Genomic DNA, 18,456 nt, shown 5'->3' with positions numbered 1-18,456 from the left:
CTCTCCGTCCCGGTGGCTGCTCGGCCGGCCCGGTGGCTGTTCCGCCCCGGTGGCCGCTCAGCCCCGGTGCCGCTCAGTCCTCGGAGGAGGACGACGGCAGCTGGTTCTGGATGAGGTCCATGACCGACGAGTCGGTGAGGGTCGTCACGTCGCCCAGCTCGCGGTTCTCGGCGACATCGCGCAGCAGACGCCGCATGATCTTGCCGGAGCGGGTCTTCGGCAGCTCGGCGACGGGAAGGACCCGCTTCGGCTTGGCGATCGGACCGAGCGTGGCGCCGACATGGTTGCGGAGATCGGCGACGAGCTCGTCGGAAGCCTCGGCCGAGCCACGCAGGATCACGAAGGCCACGATGGACTGGCCGGTCGTCTCGTCGGCGGCGCCGACCACGGCCGCCTCGGCGACCGAGGGGTGCGACACGAGCGCCGACTCGACCTCGGTGGTCGAGATGTTGTGCCCGGACACGAGCATCACGTCGTCGACCCGGCCGAGCAGCCAGATGTCGCCGTCCTCGTCCTTCTTGGCACCGTCGCCCGCGAAGTACGTGCCCTCGAAGCGGGACCAGTAGGTGTCGATGAAGCGCTGGTCGTCGCCCCAGATGGTGCGGAGCATCGACGGCCACGGCTCGGTGAGGACGAGGTAGCCGCCCCCGCCGTTCGGGACCTCGTTGCCCTCGTCGTCGACGACGGTGGCCGAGATGCCGGGCAGGGCGCGCTGGGCGCTGCCCGGCTTGGTCTCCGTCACGCCCGGCAGCGGCGCGATCATCATCGCGCCGGTCTCGGTCTGCCACCAGGTGTCCACGATCGGGCACCTGTCGGCGCCGATGTGCTTGCGGTACCACATCCACGCCTCGGGGTTGATCGGCTCGCCGACCGAACCGAGGATCCGGAGGCTGCTCAGATCGAACTTGGCGGGGATGTCGTCTCCCCACTTCATGAACGTCCGGATCGCGGTCGGCGCGGTGTAGAGGATCGTGACGCCGTACTTCTGCACGATCTCCCAGAAACGCCCCTGGTGCGGGGAGTCGGGCGTGCCCTCGTACATGACCTGCGTCGCACCGTTGGCCAGCGGGCCGTAGACGATGTACGAGTGGCCGGTCACCCAGCCGATGTCGGCCGTGCACCAGAAGACGTCGGTCTCCGGCTTGAGGTCGAAGACCGCGTGGTGGGTGTACGCGGCCTGCGTCAGGTAGCCGCCGGAGGTGTGCAGGATGCCCTTCGGCTTACCCGTCGTGCCGGACGTGTAGAGGATGAAGAGCGGCTGCTCCGCCTCGAACGCCTCGGGGGTGTGCTCGGCGGACTGGCGGCCGGTGATCTCGTGCCACCAGATGTCGCGGCCCTCGGTCCACGCGGTGTCCTGGCCGGTGCGCCGGACCACGACGACGTGCTCGACGGTGTCGATACGGGACACGGCGTCGTCCACGGCGGGCTTCAGCGCGGACGGCTTGCCGCGCCGGTAGCCGCCGTCGGCGGTGATGACGACCTTGGCGTCCGCGTCCTGGATACGGGCGGCGATGGCGTCGGCGGAGAAGCCGCCGAAGACCACCGAGTGCGCGGCACCGATGCGGGCGCAGGCCAGCATCGCGATGGCGGCCTCGGGGATCATCGGCAGGTAGACCGCGACCCGGTCGCCCTTGCCGACACCGAGCTCGATGAGCGCGTTGGCGGCCCGGGAGACCTCTTCCTTGAGCTGCGCGTAGGTGATGGCGCGGCTGTCGCCGGGCTCGCCCTCGAAGTGGATGGCCACCCGGTCGCCGTTGCCGGCCTCGACGTGGCGGTCCACGCAGTTGTACGCGACGTTGAGCCTGCCGTCCGCGAACCACTTCGCGAAGGGCGGGTTGCTCCAGTCGAGCGTCTCGGTCGGCTCCGTGGCCCAGGTCAGGCGGCGGGCCTGCTCGGCCCAGAAGCCCAGCCGGTCCGCCTCTGCCTGCTCGTACGCCTCCGCCTTGACGTTGGCGTTCGCGGCCAGATCGGCAGGCGGTGCGAACCTCCGCTCCTCACGAAGCAGATTGGCCAAGCTTTCGTTGCTCACGACATCTCCCATTCCCAGGGTGTCCGTTGTGTCCCGGGCATAGCTCATCAGGCCAAAGGCCGGGTGACAAGGGGCTGCCCGGAAATGGTTTAGACCTGTGTCCCTTGAGGTGCGTCTGTCCGGTGCACCTCACTCACGTGCGGGACGTGGTCCTGCCGGCCGCGTCGCGTACGACGTGGTGCCGTGCGGCGTCATGCCGTGCGCAGTGGTGCGGCGCGGCGCGGGGGCAGGACCACAAGGTGTCACGGACCGGGGACGGCGGCGGTTCAGACGCCGGTGCGTTCCCGTTCGTCCGAACCGGTGGGTCCGGCAGGCTCCGCCGGGTCCACGCGGTCGAAGACCTCGTCGGGATCCAGCCCACTGCTCGCACCCTCGGTCAGCAGATACGCCTGCGCCTCGCCGACGTGGAAGTACATGCCGTGCAGCCGGAGCGTTCCCTCGGCGAGCCGCTGTGCCACCGACGCGTGTTCCCGCAAATGGTCCAACTGCTGGACCACATTGGTCAGGCAGAGCTGCTCCAGCGCATCGGCCGGCAGCCGCCCGGAGATCCGGGCCCAGGCATGATGCCGGGACGACATCCGCTTCAGGCTCGGCAGCCCGTGTCTCAGCCACCGCCACAGGGACGTGGGGGGATGTTCCGCTTCGGGCCCGGCGCCGAGCAGCGCCTGCATCGCTCCGCAGCCGGAGTGCCCGCAGATGGTGATCGACTCCACCTTCAGCACGTCCACCGCGTACTCGATCGCCGCGCCCACCGAATGGTCGCCCGAGTCGGCGTTCGGCGGCGGCACCAGATTGCCGATGTTCCGCACGGTGAACAGATCGCCGGGGCCGCTTGCCGTGATCATGCTGGTGACCAGGCGGGAGTCCGCGCAGGTGATGAACAGCTGGGACGGACGCTGCCCTTCGGCGGCCAACCGGGCCAGCTCGTCGCGCACCAGCGGGGCGGTGTGGCGCTGGAACGAACTGAGACCGCTGGCCAGCCGGTGGCCGCCCGCGCCGTACCGGGGCCCGGGTGCGGCACCGACGTCGGAGGCTTCGGGCCGGGGGCCGACGGAGTGACCGGCGCGAGGATCGGTACGGGGACCGGGATCGGCGTGGGCAGCCGTACGGGGTGCGGTGTGGGGCGAAGGGATGGGGCCGGTGGAGTGATGGAAACCGGGAGCCGTGCCTCCAGCCGAATCCTGGTCCTGACCTTGACCTTGACCTTGACCTTGGCCCTGGCCCTGGTTCTGGTCCGGGGCCGGTGTTGGGGCCGGGCGGGTGTCCGGGGCCGGGGCTGGTTCCGGACAGGTACCCGGGACCGGGTGCGAAGCCGTGTCCTCAGGTGGGCCCGCGTCCGCGTCGGTGTCCGGAAGCGGGGCCGGGGCCGCGGAGAGGAGAGCGGGGGCGTCGTGGCAGTGATGGTTGCGCCACGGCGTCCAGGGGCGGCAGCAGGCGTCCGCCGCCGAGGTGGGCTCCGCGATCCGGCTACCGGACCGGCCGGTGAACACGACCTTGCCGCCGTGGGCGGTCTGGGCATTGCTCCAGTCCTGGATCGCCTCGTACGCCGCGTGGTCCATGAAGAAGCCGTCCAGTTCGACGACGACGTTTCCGTCCTGGGGCAACTGCCCGAGCGTGCGGCTGAGCCGGGGCACGGCGAGAAACGTGAGCTGCCCCCGCACGACGACCAGATGCAGCCCCCCCTGATCGGTGACCGTGATCCCCGTCCTGGCCAGGCGGTGCAGCGCGACCACGACCGCCACCGCGATGCCGATCGCCACCCCCTTGAGCACGCCGAAGAGGATCACCCCGGTGATCGTCGCCCCGTACACCAGGAATTCGCGGTGCTTGTGGACGTTCCGGATGTGGGCGAGGCTCACCATCTGGATGCCGACCATCATCACCAGCGCGGCGAGCGCGGCCAACGGGATCCACTCCAGCACCGTGACGAGCAGCCCGGTGGCGAGCAGCACCCAGACGCCGTGCAACACGGTGGCGGCCCGGGTCCTGGCTCCGGCCCGTACGTTCGCCGAGCTGCGCACCGCGCCGCCGGACACGGCCAGCCCGCCGACCAGTCCGGACATGACGTTCGCGATGCCCTGGGCGCGCAGTTCACGGTCGAGATCGGAACGCCTGGCGGGCAGCGCGGGCGCGGCGGAGGACGGGGGACCGGCGGATGGGGTGGCAGCGGAGGGCGGATCGGCAGTCTCGGCTGCGGGCCCGGGCGGCGGCACGGGTGGGACCGGTGCCGAGGACGCGGCGGACAACTTGTCCACCGCCACCGCCGCGAGCAGTGATTCCAGGCTGGCCACCAGCATCATCGTGAACACGGCGGTGGCCAGGGCGAGCACCGGGCCCTGGGGCAGCTCCGGCAGGACGTGCGAGCGCCAGGACGGAAGATCGACCCGGGCGATCCCGGGTGCTGCCACCGCGGCCACCGCCGTGGCCGTCACTACTGCGGCGAGGGCGGTGGGAGCGCGTCGAAGACCTCTGCCGATCCGCCCCGGAATCCGGGGCCACAGGACGAGAACGGCGATGGTCAGCAGCCCGATGAGCGGGGCGGCCGGACTCACCCGGTCCAACTGGTCGGGAAGGGCCAGGGCGTTGGCGACGGCCGAACTCTGCGGTGAGCCGCCGAGTACGATGTGCAGCTGGGCGAGGGCGATGGCCACGCCGATGCCGGCGAGAGTGCCGTGCACGATGGCGGGGCTGACGGCGAGAGCGCTGCGCGCCGCCCGTAGCGAGCCCAGCAGGATCTGCAGAAGCCCGGCGCCGATGGTGATCGCGCAGGTGGTGCGCCAGCCGTAGATCTGGATCAGCTCGGCGGTGACGACTGTCAGCCCGGCGGACGGGCCGCTGACCTGGAGCGGGGTGCCGCCGAGCAGCCCGGCGACGATGCCGCCGATCGCGGCGGAGATGAGACCGGCCTCCAGCGGGGCGCCCATGGCGACGGCGAGGCCGAGTGACATGGGGACGGCGAGCAGGAAGACCGTGATCGATGCGGACAGGTCGGAGCCGGAGATGCGGAAGCGTCCGCCGCGAGGTGGCGGCGGGCTGTGCGGTTGCTTGATTCCCGAGGCGCGCGAGGGGCGCGAACTGCGGGATGTGCGGTCATGGCGAGTGGGGACGCAAGCGAACATGTTCCCGTCTCCTCCGGGGCAGCGCGGTCGCGGAATGTGGGGCGCGGCCGTGGGTCACGGCGTGCAGCGGCGGGATTTCTCAACTCTCGGTAAACGAACAGTAATGGGGAGTAAAGATTCGTGTCCATGCTTGGGAGTAAATAGCCAATTTGACCACCCGTTCAGGTGAATAATCATCTTTTCATTCGGCCTGTCGTGCTGAACAGGCGAAGTCATGTGCGAACTTGGCCGCGCCGCGTCGCCACTTCGATGCGGATCACCTGCAGGGAAGGGGTGGGCTGATGACGGCCGCCATGACAGGAGCCGCCGTGAAGAGGTGTGCCACCGGAAAGGGATCCGAGAGGAACCCCGGGAGGCGGAACTCCAGGAGGAAGGAACCTGCGGCGCGGGCCGTTACAGGGCGAGTCGCGCTGGGGGCCGTGGCCGTCGTGCTCACCGCAGGCGTGGCCGGTTGCTCCTCCTCCGGCAAGGATGGCGGGGCGGGGGCGGTGAAACAGGTCCCCGGCTCGAAGAGACTCCCTGCGGGTGCGAAGGGCGCGGCGCCGGAAGCCGCGCCCAACCGTGTGTTCCGGCTGATCGGCGACGGCTCCACCGCCTTCACCGGCAGTCAGCCGGAGCAGCCCGTTCCCACACGTCTGGCGCCGGGACGGAAGCCCCCGCAGTTCGTGGTCTTCTCCTGGGACGGTGCGGGCGAGGACAGCCAGAAACTCTTCTCGCACTTCCGCGAGGTCGGGAGGAAGCACCACGCGACCATGACGTACTTCCTCAGCGGCGTGTACATGTTGCCGAAGGAGAAGCGGAAGCAGTACGACCCGCCCAAGCACAACGCCGGAAGCTCCGACATCGGGTTCAACGACACCCAGGGGATCCGCGACACCATCACCCAGGTGCGTGGGGCCTGGGAGGACGGCAACGAGATCGGCACCCACTTCAACGGCCACTTCTGCGGGCCCGAAGGCGGAGGCACCTGGTCGGTCGACCAGTGGAGGAGCGAGATCCGCCAGGCCAAGACCTTCGTGAAGGAATGGAAGTCCAACACCCCCGGACTCGCGGCCGAGAAACCGCTCCCCTTCGACTACGACAAGGAACTCGTCGGCGGCCGCACCCCCTGCCTGGAAGGGCGGGAGAACATGGTGGCCGCCGCGCGGACGATGGGCTTCCGCTACGACTCCAGCGGGGTCGGCAACCAGGTCTGGCCGAAGAAGAAGGGCGGAATCTGGGACCTGTCGATGCAGCTCGTCCCCGTCCCGGGCCGCGCGTTCGAGACGCTCTCGATGGACTACAACTTCATGTTCAACCAGTCGGGCGTGACCCAGGGCGACCCGGGCATGCACGAGTACTGGGGCAACCAGATGCGCGACGGTCTGCTCCGGGCCTTCGATCGCGCCTATGCGGGGAACCGTGCCCCGTTGATCATCGGGAACCACTTCGAGTCCTGGAACGGCGGCACCTATATGCGCGCCGTCGAGCAGACCATCGCGGCGGTCTGCACCAGGAAGGAGGTGCGTTGTGTCTCCTTCCGGCAGTTGGCCGACTGGCTGGACGCGCAGGCCCCCGCGACACTCGCGAAGCTCGGCACGCTCGGCGTCGGTCAGGCTCCCGAGCGGGGGTGGAAGGTGTTCCTCGGCGGTACGGACGGTGGTGCGGACCGCGCCGTTCACCAGCCCGACCGCGCCGTTCACTAGCCCGGTTGCCCGGGAGCCCAGGAGCCGTTCCTGGTGTCGGCCCGCCTGGCGCCGGCCCGCCGGGCAGGGCCCGGGCGGACGCGGCGCCCCGCGCGAGGCTCAGACGGGCTGAACCACGCCGTCCCGCGCGTACCGCTCGTCGAGGACGAAGGCGGGATCGACCTGCGCGGCCAGATCGGCGCCCGTCTTCTCGTTGCCCCAGCTCTCCGCGTTCTTCAGGTGGAAGTGCACCATCTGCCGCGTGTAGCGCCCCCAGTCCCGCTGACCGTACGAGTCCTCCGCGGCATCCTGCAGCGCCTGGAGCGCCATCCGGTTCTCGGCCTCCAGCAGTTCGAACCGGGCGGGCCGGCCCTTCTCCATCGTCCGCACCCAGTCGGAGTGCCCGACGGTGACCAGGAGGTCGTCGCCCACCTCGGAGCGCAGGAACTCCAGGTCGTCCTCGCCCTGCACCTTGTTGCCGATGACCTTCAGCGCGACCCCGAAGTCCCGCGCGTACTCCTTGTACTGGCGGTAGACGGAGACGCCCTTGCGGGTCGGTTCGGCAACCAGGAACGTCATGTCGAAGCGGGTGAACATTCCCGAGGCGAAGGAGTCCGAGCCGGCCGTCATGTCGACGACCACGTAGTCGTCGGGGCCGTCGACGAGGTGGTTGAGGCACAGCTCGACCGCGCCGACCTTGGAGTGGTAGCACGCCACTCCCAGATCCGACTCGGTGAACGGACCGGTGACCATCAGCCGGATCTCCCCGTCGTCCAGCTCGACCGTACGCGCGCAGGCGTCGTAGATCGGATTGTCCTCGCGGACCCGCAGCAACCGGGAACCCTCGCCGGGCGGGGTCGTCTTGATCATCGTCTCGCTGGAGGCGATGCGGGGGTTGGTGCCGCGCAGATAGTCCTTGATCAGAGGCAGGTGCGCCCCCATCGCGGGCAGTGCGGCGGCTTCCCGGTCGTCGAGGCCGAGCGCGGCCCCCAGGTGCTGGTTGATGTCGGCGTCCACGGCGACGACATCGGCTTCATTGGCGGCGAGGTGGCGGATGAAGAGCGAGGACAGCGTCGTCTTGCCGCTGCCGCCCTTCCCCACGAAAGCGATCTTCATGTTCACCTAGGGTAGCGGTGTGAACGCGTTGTGCTGTCGAGCTTCGTGAAGAAGGCCACTCCCGGGCGGTATCGGTGCGGGGTGCGCGTAGCCTCCCTACTTATGAGTACGACTGCCTCTGATCCGCTCGCCGCCCTCGGCGCCCTGCCGGGTGTCGCCGACGCGGTGGACTCCGTACGCAAGGCCGTCGACCGGGTCTACGGTCACCGCGTCATGCGGCGCCGCAGCAACGAGGTCACCGCGGAGGCCGCGCTGCGCGGAGCCCGCGGTTCGGCGGCGCTCTCGGGTGCCGACTGGAGTCTGGAGGAGGTGCGGCGGCGCACCGATTTCGGCGGTGACGGCGAGGCGCGGGTGGTCGGCGCGGCGCTGCGGCTGACGGCCGAAGCGGGCCAACTGCTCTCCATCTGGCGGCAGTCGCCGCTGCGGGTCCTCGCGCGGCTGCACCTGGTAGCCGCCGGTGGAGCGACTCCCGACGACGCGGTCGGCCGGCCGCGGCTGGCCGGTGAGTCGGTGGACGAACCGTTGATCGAGGCGGCGCTGCCGTCGGCCGACGAGGTGGCCGGGCGGCTCGAGGGGCTTTCCGGGCTGGTGCTCTCGGGCACGTCGGCGCCCGCGCTGGTGGTGGCGGCGGTCGTGCACGGTGAGCTGCTGGCCCTGCGCCCGTTCGGTTCGTACAACGGTCTTGTCGCGCGGACCGCCGAGCGGATCGTGCTGGTCGGGAGCGGGCTCGATCCCAAGTCGATCTGCCCCGCAGAGGTGGGGCACGCCGAGCAGGGGCGGGCGGCCTACACCGCCGCGTTCGCGGGCTACCTGTCCGGGACGCCGGACGGGATGGCGGCCTGGATCGCCCACTGCGGCCGCTCGGTGGAACTGGGCGTCAGGGAGTCGACGGCCGTGTGCGAGGCATTGCAGCGCGGCGCCGCCTGACGGCGCGGCGGTTCGTCGGCCGGAGGGGGAGGCGACCGGCGGGTGGGGCGACCGGGAGCTGTGCCGGTCGGCGGGTGCGTCTGCCGACGGGCGCGAGGAGAAGAATCCACCGAAGTAACTTCACCGGGGTGTTTCGGGAAAATATCCGTGCGGTGTCGGCATGAACCCCTGGTGCGCCGCATCGGCTCAGGGTCTCGGCGGGGCTTTGCTATCGGTAAAAGGGTTGCGGCGGCACCGTCCTCGGTACCGCCGCTGGCATGTCCGCCCAGTTACCATGCGTCCTCGAAATGTGCCCATCAGGTCGGGATTCTTTGCCCGTTCCCTGGTGCGGCTGGCCCGTAATCGACGGGTCGACGTCGCGTGGGTGCTCGGTTTTCATGCTCGGTCCGTGGGGCCGTCTCTGCGGTAAAGGTAATCCTCTCGGATGTCCTTGGTCTCGCGGGCCGTTGAGTCATTTGTACTCCAGAGCCGGGGTGAGCGGTAGTGGAGGCCCCACTTCTTTACTTTTGGGTTCAATTACGGGTGAGTTGGATAATTCGACGCCCACTGTTCCGCCGCCCGTGCCTGCCGGACGGCGGAACAGCGGTCCGTATCAGGCGGGGCCCACTGCGGCGCGCCGGCGGGAGGTGTACCAGACGAGGCCCGCGGTGACGGCCGCTGCTCCCACCGCGGCCGCCGCGACCAGCGCCGGGCGCGGCGGCAGGGAGAACGTGGGCAGCCGCTGCTTGAGCCGGACCGGTCGGTTGAAGACGAGGACCGGCCACTCGCGCAGGGTCGCCTCGCGCCGCAGCGCGCGGTCCGGATTGACCGCGTGCGGATGGCCCACCGACTCCAGCATCGGTACGTCCGTGGCCGAATCGCTGTAGGCGTAGCAACGCGAGAGGTCGTACCCCTCCGACACCGCGAGTGACCTGATCGCCTCGGCCTTGGTGGGCCCGTACGCGTAGTACTCGACCTCACCGGTGAAACAGCCGTCGTCCCCGACGACCATGCGGGTCGCGACGACCCGGTCGGCGCCGAGCAGCTCACCGATCGGCTCGACGACCTCGGCGCCGGAGGTCGACACGATCACCACGTCGCGCCCGGCGGTGTGGTGTTCCTCGATGAGTGTCGCGGCTTCGTCGTAGATGATCGGGTCGATCAGATCATGGAGGGTTTCGGCAACGATTTCCTTCACTTGCTGGACGTTCCAGCCCTTGCAGAGCGCGGAGAGATATTCCCGCATCCGCTCCATCTGGTCGTGATCTGCACCCCCGGCAAGGAACACGAACTGTGCGTACGCAGTGCGCAGTACTGCGCGGCGGTTGATCAGACCGCCTTGGTAGAAGGACTTGCTGAAGGTCAGCGTCGAAGACTTCGCAATGACCGTCTTGTCCAGGTCGAAGAAGGCTGCTGTGCGCGGCAAGAAGCGGTTTTCCACAAGGCAGAGCATAGGGGGACACCATTCGGCGTAAACCCCGGCGCGTGGGTTTGCTTGAGAAGGCCCTCGGGTACACCATGGAAGTCACGGATCGTTCGCGACCGTGCTAACCCGGTCCGGCTCCTCCCCCCCCGAGTCGGCCGTGGGGACGACCCCCGCTCTCCCCCCCGGCGGGGGTCGTCGCATGTCCGGACGTGTTTCTTCCGTTCGGGATCCCGCATTCCGCCCCCATTCCGACCGTGGCGATTCGTCGGTCGAGCCGCCCTCCACCACCCTGCATCGTGACTGTGCGTAGCGGAAGTGCTGCGCTGTGGAGATCGCCGATATGGGCGACGGAGTTATTCACAACGGCGGAGTTATCCACAGTTCTCAAGCAAGATCCACACGATTTTCCGCATCGCTGCACGGTGATTCCCAGCCGCGAAGTCCGCGGTTCGTGGAATCGCCCGTCCCGGGACACTCCGTCCGGGACGCCGCGGGCCACGACGCAGGTGCAGTTTCAGTGGGAAGAGGTGGGGGATTCGTGGCTGGGACCCGTGCGGGGGATCATGCGCAGGCCGCCGGAGCGCGGCGGGGCGGACCGCTGATCGTGACCGAGGACGTGGAACTGCTCGACGACCTGCTGCGGCTGTGCGCCGCGGCCGGGGCGGAGCCGGAGGTGCGCCCGTCACCGCCCGAGGACGGGGACGGGGACGGCTGGGAGCGGGCCCCGATGGTTCTCGTGGGCGACGACGCCGCCCAGCGATGCCGGGGCGCGGTGCGCAGGCGGGGCGTGATGATCGTCGGCAGAGGGCAGGACGTGCCGGAGATCTGGCGACGGGCCGTGGAGATCGGGGCCGAGTACGTGCTGCGGCTGCCCGAATCGGAGAGCTGGCTCGTCGACCAGCTGGCCAACGCGGCGGAGGGAGTGGGCCGGCCGGCGCTCACCGTGGGGGTGATCGGAGGCCGGGGCGGCGCGGGCGCTTCCACGCTGGCCTGCGCCCTCGCGGTGACCGCGGCCGGGTCCGGTCGGCGGACCATGCTGATCGACGGCGATCCGCTCGGCGGCGGCATCGACGTACTGCTCGGCGGTGAACGGGCTGAGGGGAAGCGATGGCCCGACTTCGCCCATTCCCGAGGTCGGGTCGGCGGAGGGGCGCTGGAGGAGTCACTGCCCGAACTGCATGGGCTGCGGGTGCTCAGCTGGGGGCGCGACGACTGGGTGGCCATTCCGCCGCAGGCCATGCGGGCCGTGCTGGCCGCTGCCCGCCGACTCGGTGGGGTGGTGGTCGTCGACCTTCCGCGCCGGTTCGACGAATCGGTGGCCGAGGCGCTCGCCCAGCTGGACCTCGGACTGCTGGTGGTGCCGGGCGAACTCCGCGCCGTCGCCGCGGCGAAGCGGATCGCGTCGATGGCCGGGGCGGCCCTCGACGACCTGCGGGTGGTGTGCCGCGGGCCGTACGCGGCGGGCCTCGACGCCCCGTGGATGGCGCAGGCGCTGGAGCTGCCCCTGGCCGGTGAACTCCCGCTCGACAACGGGCTGTCGACGGCGCAGGACGGCGGCGCGCCGCCGGGTGGCCGCGCGCGCGGTCCGATGGCCAGGTTCTGTACGGCGTTCTGGGAGCAGGTCCTCGTGGAGGAGCGTTCGGCGGGAAGCGCCAAGGGCGGTGCGTCATGACGGAGGCGCTGCTCGACGCCGTACGGCAGCGGCTCGCGCAGAGCGGCACGGCGCCGACGCCGGCCGGGGTGGCGGCCGCGCTGCGCGCCCAGGGGAGGCTGCTCGGCGATACGGAAGTGCTCGGTGCGGCCGATGAGTTGCGCGGTGAGCTGGTCGGTACGGGGGTGTTGGAGCCGCTGCTCGCCGATCCGGCGGTGACGGACGTGCTGGTGTCCGCTCCGGACCGGGTGTGGGTGGATCGGGGCGGCGGGATCGAGCTCACCGGGGTGACCTTCACGGACGCCGCCGCGGTGCGCAGGCTGGCGCAGCGGCTGGCCGCCGTGGCGGGGCGGCGGCTGGACGATGCCCGTCCCTGGGTGGACGCGCGGCTGCCGGACGGCACCCGTATGCACGCGGTACTGCCGCCGGTGTCCGTGGGCTCGACGTGCCTGTCGCTGCGGGTCGTGCGGCCCAGGGCTTTCTCGCTGGCGGAGCTGGTGGCGGCGGGGACGGTCCCGCCGGGTGGTGACCGGATGCTGCGGGCCCTGGTCGAGGCCCGGGTCTCGTACCTGATCAGCGGGGGCACGGGAGCGGGCAAGACGACCCTGCTGTCGAGTCTGCTGGGGGCGGTCGGGGAGCGCGAGCGGATCGTGCTCGCCGAGGATTCGGCGGAGCTGCGGCCGGACCATCCGCATGTGGTGCGGCTGGAGTCCCGCCCCGCGAACCAGGAGGGGGCGGGCCGGGTGACGCTCCGGGACCTGGTGCGGCAGGCGTTGCGGATGCGGCCCGACCGGCTGGTGGTCGGGGAGGTGCGGGGTGCCGAGGTCACCGATCTCCTGGCCGCGCTGAACACGGGCCACGAGGGCGGTTGCGGCACTGTGCACGCCAATGCCGCCGAGCATGTACCGGCCCGTCTGGAGGCGTTGGGCACGGCGGCCGGGCTGGACCGGGCGGCGCTCCACAGCCAGCTGGCGGCGGCGCTGTCGGTGGTGGTGCACCTTGCGCGGGACCGGTCCGGTCAGCGGCGGATCGCCGAGGTGCAGGTCCTGGAGAGGGATGCGTCCGGGCTGGTGGTGACCGTGCCCGCGCTGCGCTGGGGTGCCGACGGGTTCGTGCGGGAACGGGGCTGGGAGCGACTGCGGTTCCTGGTCGGGGGTGCCTGGTGAGCGGGGGAGCGTCCACGGGACTGTCGGTGGGGGTGAGTTGCGCGGTGGCCCTGTGCGCCGGGGCGGCGGCCTGGCTGGTGGTGGCGCGGGACCACGGGCGGTGGCGGGCCGATGCCTTGCTCGTCGCCCCGGGTGGTGCCCGGTCGGTGTGGTGGAAAAGGGCCGGGGCGCGGGTACGGCAGCGGTTGTCGGGGCGGTGGGAGCTGCTCTGCCTCGTGGCGGCGGCGGTCGTCGCGGTGCTGGGGCGGTCGGTGCTGCCGTTGCCGGCCGGTGTGGTGGCGGTGCCGGTGGTACGGAGGTGGCTGCGACGGCGGGCCCGGGGCCGGGAGAGGGAACGCCGCGCCGCCGGGGTGGTGGCGCTGTGCGGTGCGGTCGTGGGTGAGCTGCGGGCCGGACACGAACCGGGACGGGCGTTGCTCGTGGCCGTCCGCGACACCGGAGCCCTGGGCGCGGAGGAGGCCGCTGTGTCCGCTGCAGCCCGGTTCGGTGGCGACGTTCCGGCGGCGCTCCGGCAGGCGGCGCGCGAGCCGGGGCTGGAGGGGCTCGCGGGGGTGGCGGCCTGCTGGCGGGTGGCGGCGGACCGCGGGGCCGGGCTCGCGGCGGGGATGGACCGCCTGGAAGGCGCGTTGCGGGCGGAGGCGCGTGGCCGGGCCGAGTTGCTGGCCCAACTGGCGGGGGCCTGGTCGACGGTGGCCGTACTGGCACTGCTCCCGGTGCTGGGGCTCGGGCTCGGGGCGGCGCTCGGGGCCGATCCGTTGCGTGTGCTATTGCACACCCCGGCCGGGCTGGCCTGCCTGGCGACGGGCGGCCTGCTGGAGGCGGCCGGGCTCCGTTGGGCCGCCGGGATCGTACGGGCGGGGGAGGTGGCATGAGCGCGGGGGCCGGCGAGGTGGTCCGGCAGCTGGTGGCGGTGTGCGCGGTGTCGAGCGCGCTCGTGGCGGTGGGCCTCGTCCTGGCCGGGACGGCCCGTCGGCGGGCGGTACGTCGTCGGGGCGCGGCGCTGATGGCGGTCGAGGGGCGAGGGAGGCCCCGGGGCGGGCCGGCGCCGTGGTGTGCCGTGCCCGGCGCCCGGGTGAAGGAGTGGGCCGTGCCGCTGGGGGTCGTGGTGGTGGGCTGGGTCCTGGTCGGCGGCCTGCTGGGGTGCCTGGCGGGGCTGGCCGGGGCGTACGGGGCCCGCCGGTGGCAACGGGGTCGGCAAGGGCACGCGGCCCGGGCGGCGGATACGGCGGAGGTGAGGCGTCAGCTCCCGCTGGCGGCCGATCTGCTGGCCGCCTGCCTCTCCGCCGGGGCCGGTCCCCGGGAGGCGGCGGAGGCGGTGGGGGAGTCACTGGGCGGACCGGTCGGGGACCGGCTGGCGCGGGTGGCTGCGGAGATCCGTCTGGGCGGTGACCCTTCGGCGGCCTGGGGGAGGTTCGGGGAGATACCGGGGGCCGGCCCGCTGGCCCGCTGTCTGGACCGTGCGGGGTCGACGGGGGCACCGGCGGCGGAGCCGGTGGCGCGGCTGGCCGAGGCGATGCGGGCGGAACGGACGAGCGCGGCCGTGGCACGGGCGCAGCGGGCGGCCGTGGCGGTCACCGCCCCGGTGGGGCTCTGCTTCCTCCCCGCGTTCCTGCTGGTCGGTGTGGCGCCGGTGGTGTTCGGCCTGGCGAACGGGCTGCTGCGTACGGGGTGACGCAAGTCAGCCGCGTACAAACCGGCTGAAAAGTGCGTGTGCAATCAATTTCTGGATGAATCAAGAATTTCACGGGGGTTTGTAATGATGCGGCGAATCAGGAACTGGGTACGGGGCATGGCGCGCCGGGGCCGGTCGGACGACGGAATGACGACATCCGAATACGCGGTGGGAACCATCGCGGCCTGTGCCTTCGCGGCGGTTCTCTACAAGGTGGTCACCAGCCAGCCGGTCATGACCGCGTTGCAGTCGCTGGTGAAGGAAGCGCTCGATGCGAAGTTCTGAGAACGACCGGGGGGCGGTGACGGCGGAGGCGGCCATGGCGATTCCGGTGCTGGTGGTGTTCGCGATGACGCTGGTCTGGGCGCTGGTGGCCGCCTCCGCCCAGATCCGGTGCGTGGACGCGGCACGGGCCGGGGCGAGGGCGGCGGCCCGGTCCGAGCCGGAGCCGCAGGTGCTGGAGGCGGCCCGCTCGGCGGCCCCCGGAGGGGCGGACGTCGCGCTGGAGCGGACCGGGGAGCTGTGGCGGGTGCGCGTGGCGGCGTCCACCCCCGGTCCGGGCCCGCTGGCCCTGACGCTGCACGCGGAGGCGGTCGCACTGGCCGAGGACACGGTGGGGGCGGCGCCATGACTCCGACGGGTGGACGGAGCGAACAGGGCGTACGGGGGCGGGCGGCCGTCCCCGTACGGGCGGGCACCGCGGCCCTGGCCCGGCTCCGTACGGCGGTTTCGGCCCGGTCGTGCGGGGACCGGGGCCTGGCCACGGTGTGGGTGGCGATGACGGCGGCCACGCTGTGCGCGGTGTTCGCGGTGGTGCTGGCCCTCGGGCAGGTGGTGGTCGTCCGGCACCGGGCGGGCGGTGCGGCGGACCTGGCGGCCCTGGCCGCGGCCGACCGTGCCCTGCGCGGCCCCGAGGAGGCGTGCGCGGCCGCCGGGCGGGTGGCCGCGGCGCAGGGAGCGACGGTGGTCCGGTGTTCGGTGAGCGGGGAGATCGCCGATGTGACGGCCCGGGTCGCCTTCGGCCGGTACGGGCCGGAGGTCAGGTCCCGGGCCGGTCCTCCGGCGGCTGGACCTGGCGTTCCTGGGTCCGCCGGTCCTCCGGCGGCTGCTCCTGGCACTCCGGGGTCCGTCGGCCCTCCGGCGGCTCGTCCCGGTGCTCCGGGGCCGCCGGCGCGGGCCGGACCGCTTCCGGGTTCGCGGGGTCCGGGGGAGCGGACCGCAGGAGTTCGGTGAGCAGGCGTACGGCGCCGCGTTTGTGCAGCGGTTCGTTGCCGTTGCCGCATTTGGGGGACTGGACGCAGGACGGGCAGCCCGCCTCGCACTCGCAGGAGGCGATCGCCTGGCGGGTCGCGGTCAGCCAGGCACGGGCGGTGTGGAAGGCCCGCTCGGCGAACCCGGCACCGCCCGGGTGGCCGTCGTACACGAAGACCGTGGGCAGCAGGGTGTCGGGGTGCAGCGGTACGGAGACGCCGCCGATGTCCCACCGGTCGCAGGTGGCGAAGAGCGGCAGCATCCCGATCGAGGCGTGCTCGGCGGCGTGCAGGGCGCCGCCGAGGATCTCCGGATTGATCCGGGCGGCGTCGAGCTGGTCCTCGGTGACCGTCCACCAGACGGCCCGGGTGCGCAGGGTGCGGGGCGGCAGGTCCAGCTTGGTCTCGCCGAGGACCTCTCCGGTGAGCAGTCTGCGCCGCAGGAAGGAGACGACCTGGCTGGTGACCTCCACGGAGCCGTAGCAGAGCCGCCCGTCACCCCACGGGATCTCGGCGTCGGTCTCCAGGACCGCGATGGAGGTGGTGTCGCGCGCCGTGGTCGAGTACGGCGGGGCGGCCTCCTCCACCAGGGCCACCGCGTCCTCCAGGTCGAGCTTCCGGACCAGGTAGGTGCGGCCCTGGTGGAGGTGGACGGCGCCCTCGTGGACGGAGGCGTGCGCGTCCGATTCGTCGACGGTGCCCAGCAGCCGGCCGGTGCCCTCCTCGACGATCTGGACGGGGCGGCCGCCCCCGCCACGGATGTCGGTGAGGTCGGCGGCGCGCTCGCGTCGGGTCCAGTGCCAGCCCGACGCCCGCTTCCGCAGCAGCTTCGCGGCCTCCAGTTGCGGCAGCAGCCCGGAGGCGGCCGGGCCGAAGAGTTCCAGGTCGGGCCCGGTGAGCGGAAGCTCCGACGCGGCGGCGCACAGATGGGGGGCGAGGACGTACGGATTGTCGGGATCGAGGACGGTGGACTCCACGGGCTGCTGGAACAGCGCCTCGGGGTGGTGGACGAGGAAGGTGTCCAGCGGGTCGTCACGGGCCACCAGGACGGCCAGCGCGCCCCCGCCGGAGCGCCCCGCGCGGCCCGCCTGCTGCCACAGCGACGCCCTGGTTCCGGGGTACCCCGCGATGACGACGGCGTCCAGGCCGGAGACGTCGATGCCGAGTTCGAGGGCGGTGGTGGCGGCCAGCCCGAGCAGCTGCCCGGAGTGCAGGGCGCGCTCCAGGGCCCGGCGCTCCTCGGGGAGGTAGCCGCCCCGGTAGGCGGCGACCCGGTCCGGCAGGGAGCGGTCCACCTCGGCGAGACGTTCCTTCGCGATGACGGAGATCAGCTCGGCGCCGCGCCGGGAGCGTACGAAGGCGACCGAACGGACGCCCTGGACGGTGAGGTCGGTGAGGAGGTCCGCGGTCTCGGCGGTGGCGGTGCGCCGGACGGGGGCGCCCTGCTCGCCGTTCAGTTCGGTCAGGGGCGGCTCCCACAGGGCGAAGACCATCTCGCCGCGGGGCGAGGAGTCGTCGGCCACCTCCTGGACCGGCAGACCGGTGAGGCGGCCCGCCGCCACGGAGGGCTCGGCCGCGGTGGCGGAGGCGAGGAGGAAGACGGGATCGGCGCCGTAGCGGGCGCACAGGCGGCGGAGCCGGCGTATCACCTGGGCGACGTGGGAGCCGAAGACGCCGCGGTAGGTGTGGCACTCGTCGATCACGACGAAGCGCAGCGCGCGCAGGAAGGAGGACCAGCGGGGATGGGCGGGGAGTATCCCGCGGTGCAGCATGTCGGGATTGGTCAGGACGTAGTTGGCGTACTGCCGGACCCACTCGCGTTCCTCGACCGGGGTGTCGCCGTCGTAGACCGCAGGCCGGACGGCGTTGCCGAGGGGGGCGGCGAGCTGCTTCACCCCCCGCCGCTGATCGGCGGCCAGGGCCTTGGTGGGGGCCAGGTACAGGGCGGTCGTGCCGCGGCCGTTCGGCGCCTCGGAGCCGTCGAGCAGGGTGCTGAGGACCGGGGCGAGATAGGCGAGCGACTTGCCGGAGGCCGTGCCGGTGGCGATCACGACGGATTCGCCGTCCAGGGCGTGCTCGGCGGCGGCCGCCTGGTGGACCCACGGGTGTTCGATTCCGGCCCGCTGGATCGCGGCGACGACTTCCGGCCGGATGCGATCGGGCCATATGGCATGGGTTCCCGTACGCGGGGGCAAGTGCTCCGTATGAGTGATGCGCGCGGATCGGCCCGCCACGGCGGCGAGCCGGTCGAGGACCATGGCGGGAGAGGGTCTGGGGTCGCTGTTCCCGGGTGGTCGACCGGGGCGGTGATTCTTGGCCATCGGCACCGAGTGTGTCACTGGCGTGACGGACAATGGTCCCAAGGCGTCGTGCATGGCTGCTGGTAAGTGATTGAATGCCATCGCGGCTGGCGATCCGTCCCCCGGCTCCGCCGGGGAGACCGAGGGGCGACCGCTC

At 71.9% G+C, this 18,456-nt stretch carries 13 protein-coding genes and 1 pseudogene; 9 read left to right on the top strand and 5 right to left on the bottom strand.

What is annotated here, in order from left to right; all coding sequences use genetic code 11:
- Positions 1-73: 73 nt before the first annotated feature.
- Together acs and ACF08W_RS24305 are read right to left on the bottom strand one after the other, a co-directional pair.
- Positions 74-2,041, bottom strand: coding sequence for an acetate--CoA ligase (gene acs, locus ACF08W_RS24310; protein WP_352275623.1), 1,968 nt, complete (start codon positions 2,039-2,041; stop codon positions 74-76).
- 254 nt (positions 2,042-2,295) lie between these two features.
- Complete coding sequence (locus tag ACF08W_RS24305) at positions 2,296-5,148, bottom strand: SulP family inorganic anion transporter (RefSeq protein WP_392280515.1); 2,853 nt, start codon at positions 5,146-5,148, stop codon at positions 2,296-2,298.
- 419 nt (positions 5,149-5,567) lie between these two features.
- On the opposite strand from ACF08W_RS24305, the gene ACF08W_RS24300 reads away from it, so the two are divergent.
- Entirely contained in the window at positions 5,568-6,833 is a 1,266-nt protein-coding gene (locus ACF08W_RS24300; protein WP_392280514.1) for a hypothetical protein, read from the top strand.
- Positions 6,834-6,932: 99 nt separating this feature from the next.
- Here ACF08W_RS24300 and ACF08W_RS24295 read toward each other — a convergent pair whose 3' ends face one another.
- Positions 6,933-7,928 (bottom strand): ATP-binding protein, encoded by a 996-nt coding sequence (locus ACF08W_RS24295; RefSeq protein ID WP_352275621.1) that lies wholly within the window; start codon positions 7,926-7,928, stop codon positions 6,933-6,935.
- A 102-nt stretch (positions 7,929-8,030) separates the two neighbouring features.
- Between ACF08W_RS24295 and ACF08W_RS24290 the strand changes: the two genes are divergently transcribed.
- Positions 8,031-8,855 (top strand): oxidoreductase, encoded by an 825-nt coding sequence (locus ACF08W_RS24290; RefSeq protein ID WP_352275619.1) that lies wholly within the window; start codon positions 8,031-8,033, stop codon positions 8,853-8,855.
- 592 nt (positions 8,856-9,447) lie between these two features.
- On the opposite strand, the gene ACF08W_RS24285 is transcribed toward ACF08W_RS24290, so the two are convergent.
- Complete coding sequence (locus ACF08W_RS24285; protein ID WP_352275617.1) at positions 9,448-10,287, bottom strand: HAD-IB family hydrolase; 840 nt, start codon at positions 10,285-10,287, stop codon at positions 9,448-9,450.
- A gap of 511 nt (positions 10,288-10,798) precedes the next feature.
- On the opposite strand from ACF08W_RS24285, the gene ssd reads away from it, so the two are divergent.
- From ssd to ACF08W_RS24250, 7 genes and pseudogenes are all read left to right on the top strand, one after another.
- On the top strand, positions 10,799-11,932 hold the full coding sequence (ssd, locus tag ACF08W_RS24280; RefSeq protein ID WP_392280513.1) for a septum site-determining protein Ssd: 1,134 nt from the start codon (positions 10,799-10,801) through the stop codon (positions 11,930-11,932).
- Complete coding sequence (locus tag ACF08W_RS24275; protein WP_392280512.1) at positions 11,929-13,077, top strand: TadA family conjugal transfer-associated ATPase; 1,149 nt, start codon at positions 11,929-11,931, stop codon at positions 13,075-13,077. The genes ssd and ACF08W_RS24275 overlap by 4 nt, the downstream gene beginning before the upstream one ends.
- On the top strand, positions 13,074-13,949 hold the full coding sequence (locus tag ACF08W_RS24270) for a type II secretion system F family protein (RefSeq protein WP_392280511.1): 876 nt from the start codon (positions 13,074-13,076) through the stop codon (positions 13,947-13,949). Before ACF08W_RS24275 ends, ACF08W_RS24270 begins: the two co-directional genes overlap by 4 nt.
- Positions 13,946-14,749: a type II secretion system F family protein gene (locus tag ACF08W_RS24265; protein ID WP_392280510.1), complete on the top strand. Its 804-nt coding sequence runs from the start codon at positions 13,946-13,948 to the stop codon at positions 14,747-14,749. Before ACF08W_RS24270 ends, ACF08W_RS24265 begins: the two co-directional genes overlap by 4 nt.
- A gap of 84 nt (positions 14,750-14,833) precedes the next feature.
- Positions 14,834-15,034: a DUF4244 domain-containing protein gene (locus ACF08W_RS24260; protein ID WP_385203541.1), complete on the top strand. Its 201-nt coding sequence runs from the start codon at positions 14,834-14,836 to the stop codon at positions 15,032-15,034.
- On the top strand, positions 15,021-15,380 hold the full coding sequence (locus ACF08W_RS24255) for a TadE family type IV pilus minor pilin (RefSeq protein ID WP_352275612.1): 360 nt from the start codon (positions 15,021-15,023) through the stop codon (positions 15,378-15,380). The genes ACF08W_RS24260 and ACF08W_RS24255 overlap by 14 nt, the downstream gene beginning before the upstream one ends.
- Positions 15,377-15,745: pseudogene (locus tag ACF08W_RS24250) on the top strand (Rv3654c family TadE-like protein); the annotation flags it as partial. The gene ACF08W_RS24255 and the pseudogene ACF08W_RS24250, both read left to right, overlap by 4 nt.
- 43 nt (positions 15,746-15,788) lie before the next feature.
- Here ACF08W_RS24250 and ACF08W_RS24245 read toward each other — a convergent pair.
- Positions 15,789-18,401, bottom strand: coding sequence for a DEAD/DEAH box helicase (locus tag ACF08W_RS24245; RefSeq protein WP_392280509.1), 2,613 nt, complete (start codon positions 18,399-18,401; stop codon positions 15,789-15,791).
- Positions 18,402-18,456 lie beyond the last annotated feature (55 nt).

The sequence above is a fragment of the Streptomyces sp. NPDC015144 genome, from assembly GCF_043079735.1.
GTDB lineage: Bacteria > Actinomycetota > Actinomycetes > Streptomycetales > Streptomycetaceae > Streptomyces.
Note: the sequence above shows the minus strand (reverse complement) of the source record. Positions and strands in the feature narration are given on the sequence as shown.

Bases quoted from the DNA above. Each gene is read 5' to 3' on its own strand.
- ACF08W_RS24305 (WP_392280515.1), bottom strand. From the start codon at position 5,148: ATGTTCGCTTGCGTCCCCACTCGCCATGACCGCACATCCCGCAGTTCG.
- ACF08W_RS24245 (WP_392280509.1), bottom strand. From the start codon at position 18,401: ATGGCATTCAATCACTTACCAGCAGCCATGCACGACGCCTTGGGACCA.
- ACF08W_RS24295 (WP_352275621.1), bottom strand. From the start codon at position 7,928: ATGAAGATCGCTTTCGTGGGGAAGGGCGGCAGCGGCAAGACGACGCTG.
- ACF08W_RS24285 (WP_352275617.1), bottom strand. From the start codon at position 10,287: ATGCTCTGCCTTGTGGAAAACCGCTTCTTGCCGCGCACAGCAGCCTTC.
- ACF08W_RS24275 (WP_392280512.1), top strand. From the start codon at position 11,929: ATGACGGAGGCGCTGCTCGACGCCGTACGGCAGCGGCTCGCGCAGAGC.
- acs (WP_352275623.1), bottom strand. From the start codon at position 2,041: ATGGGAGATGTCGTGAGCAACGAAAGCTTGGCCAATCTGCTTCGTGAG.
- ACF08W_RS24290 (WP_352275619.1), top strand. From the start codon at position 8,031: ATGAGTACGACTGCCTCTGATCCGCTCGCCGCCCTCGGCGCCCTGCCG.
- ACF08W_RS24265 (WP_392280510.1), top strand. From the start codon at position 13,946: ATGAGCGCGGGGGCCGGCGAGGTGGTCCGGCAGCTGGTGGCGGTGTGC.
- ACF08W_RS24255 (WP_352275612.1), top strand. From the start codon at position 15,021: ATGCGAAGTTCTGAGAACGACCGGGGGGCGGTGACGGCGGAGGCGGCC.
- ACF08W_RS24260 (WP_385203541.1), top strand. From the start codon at position 14,834: ATGATGCGGCGAATCAGGAACTGGGTACGGGGCATGGCGCGCCGGGGC.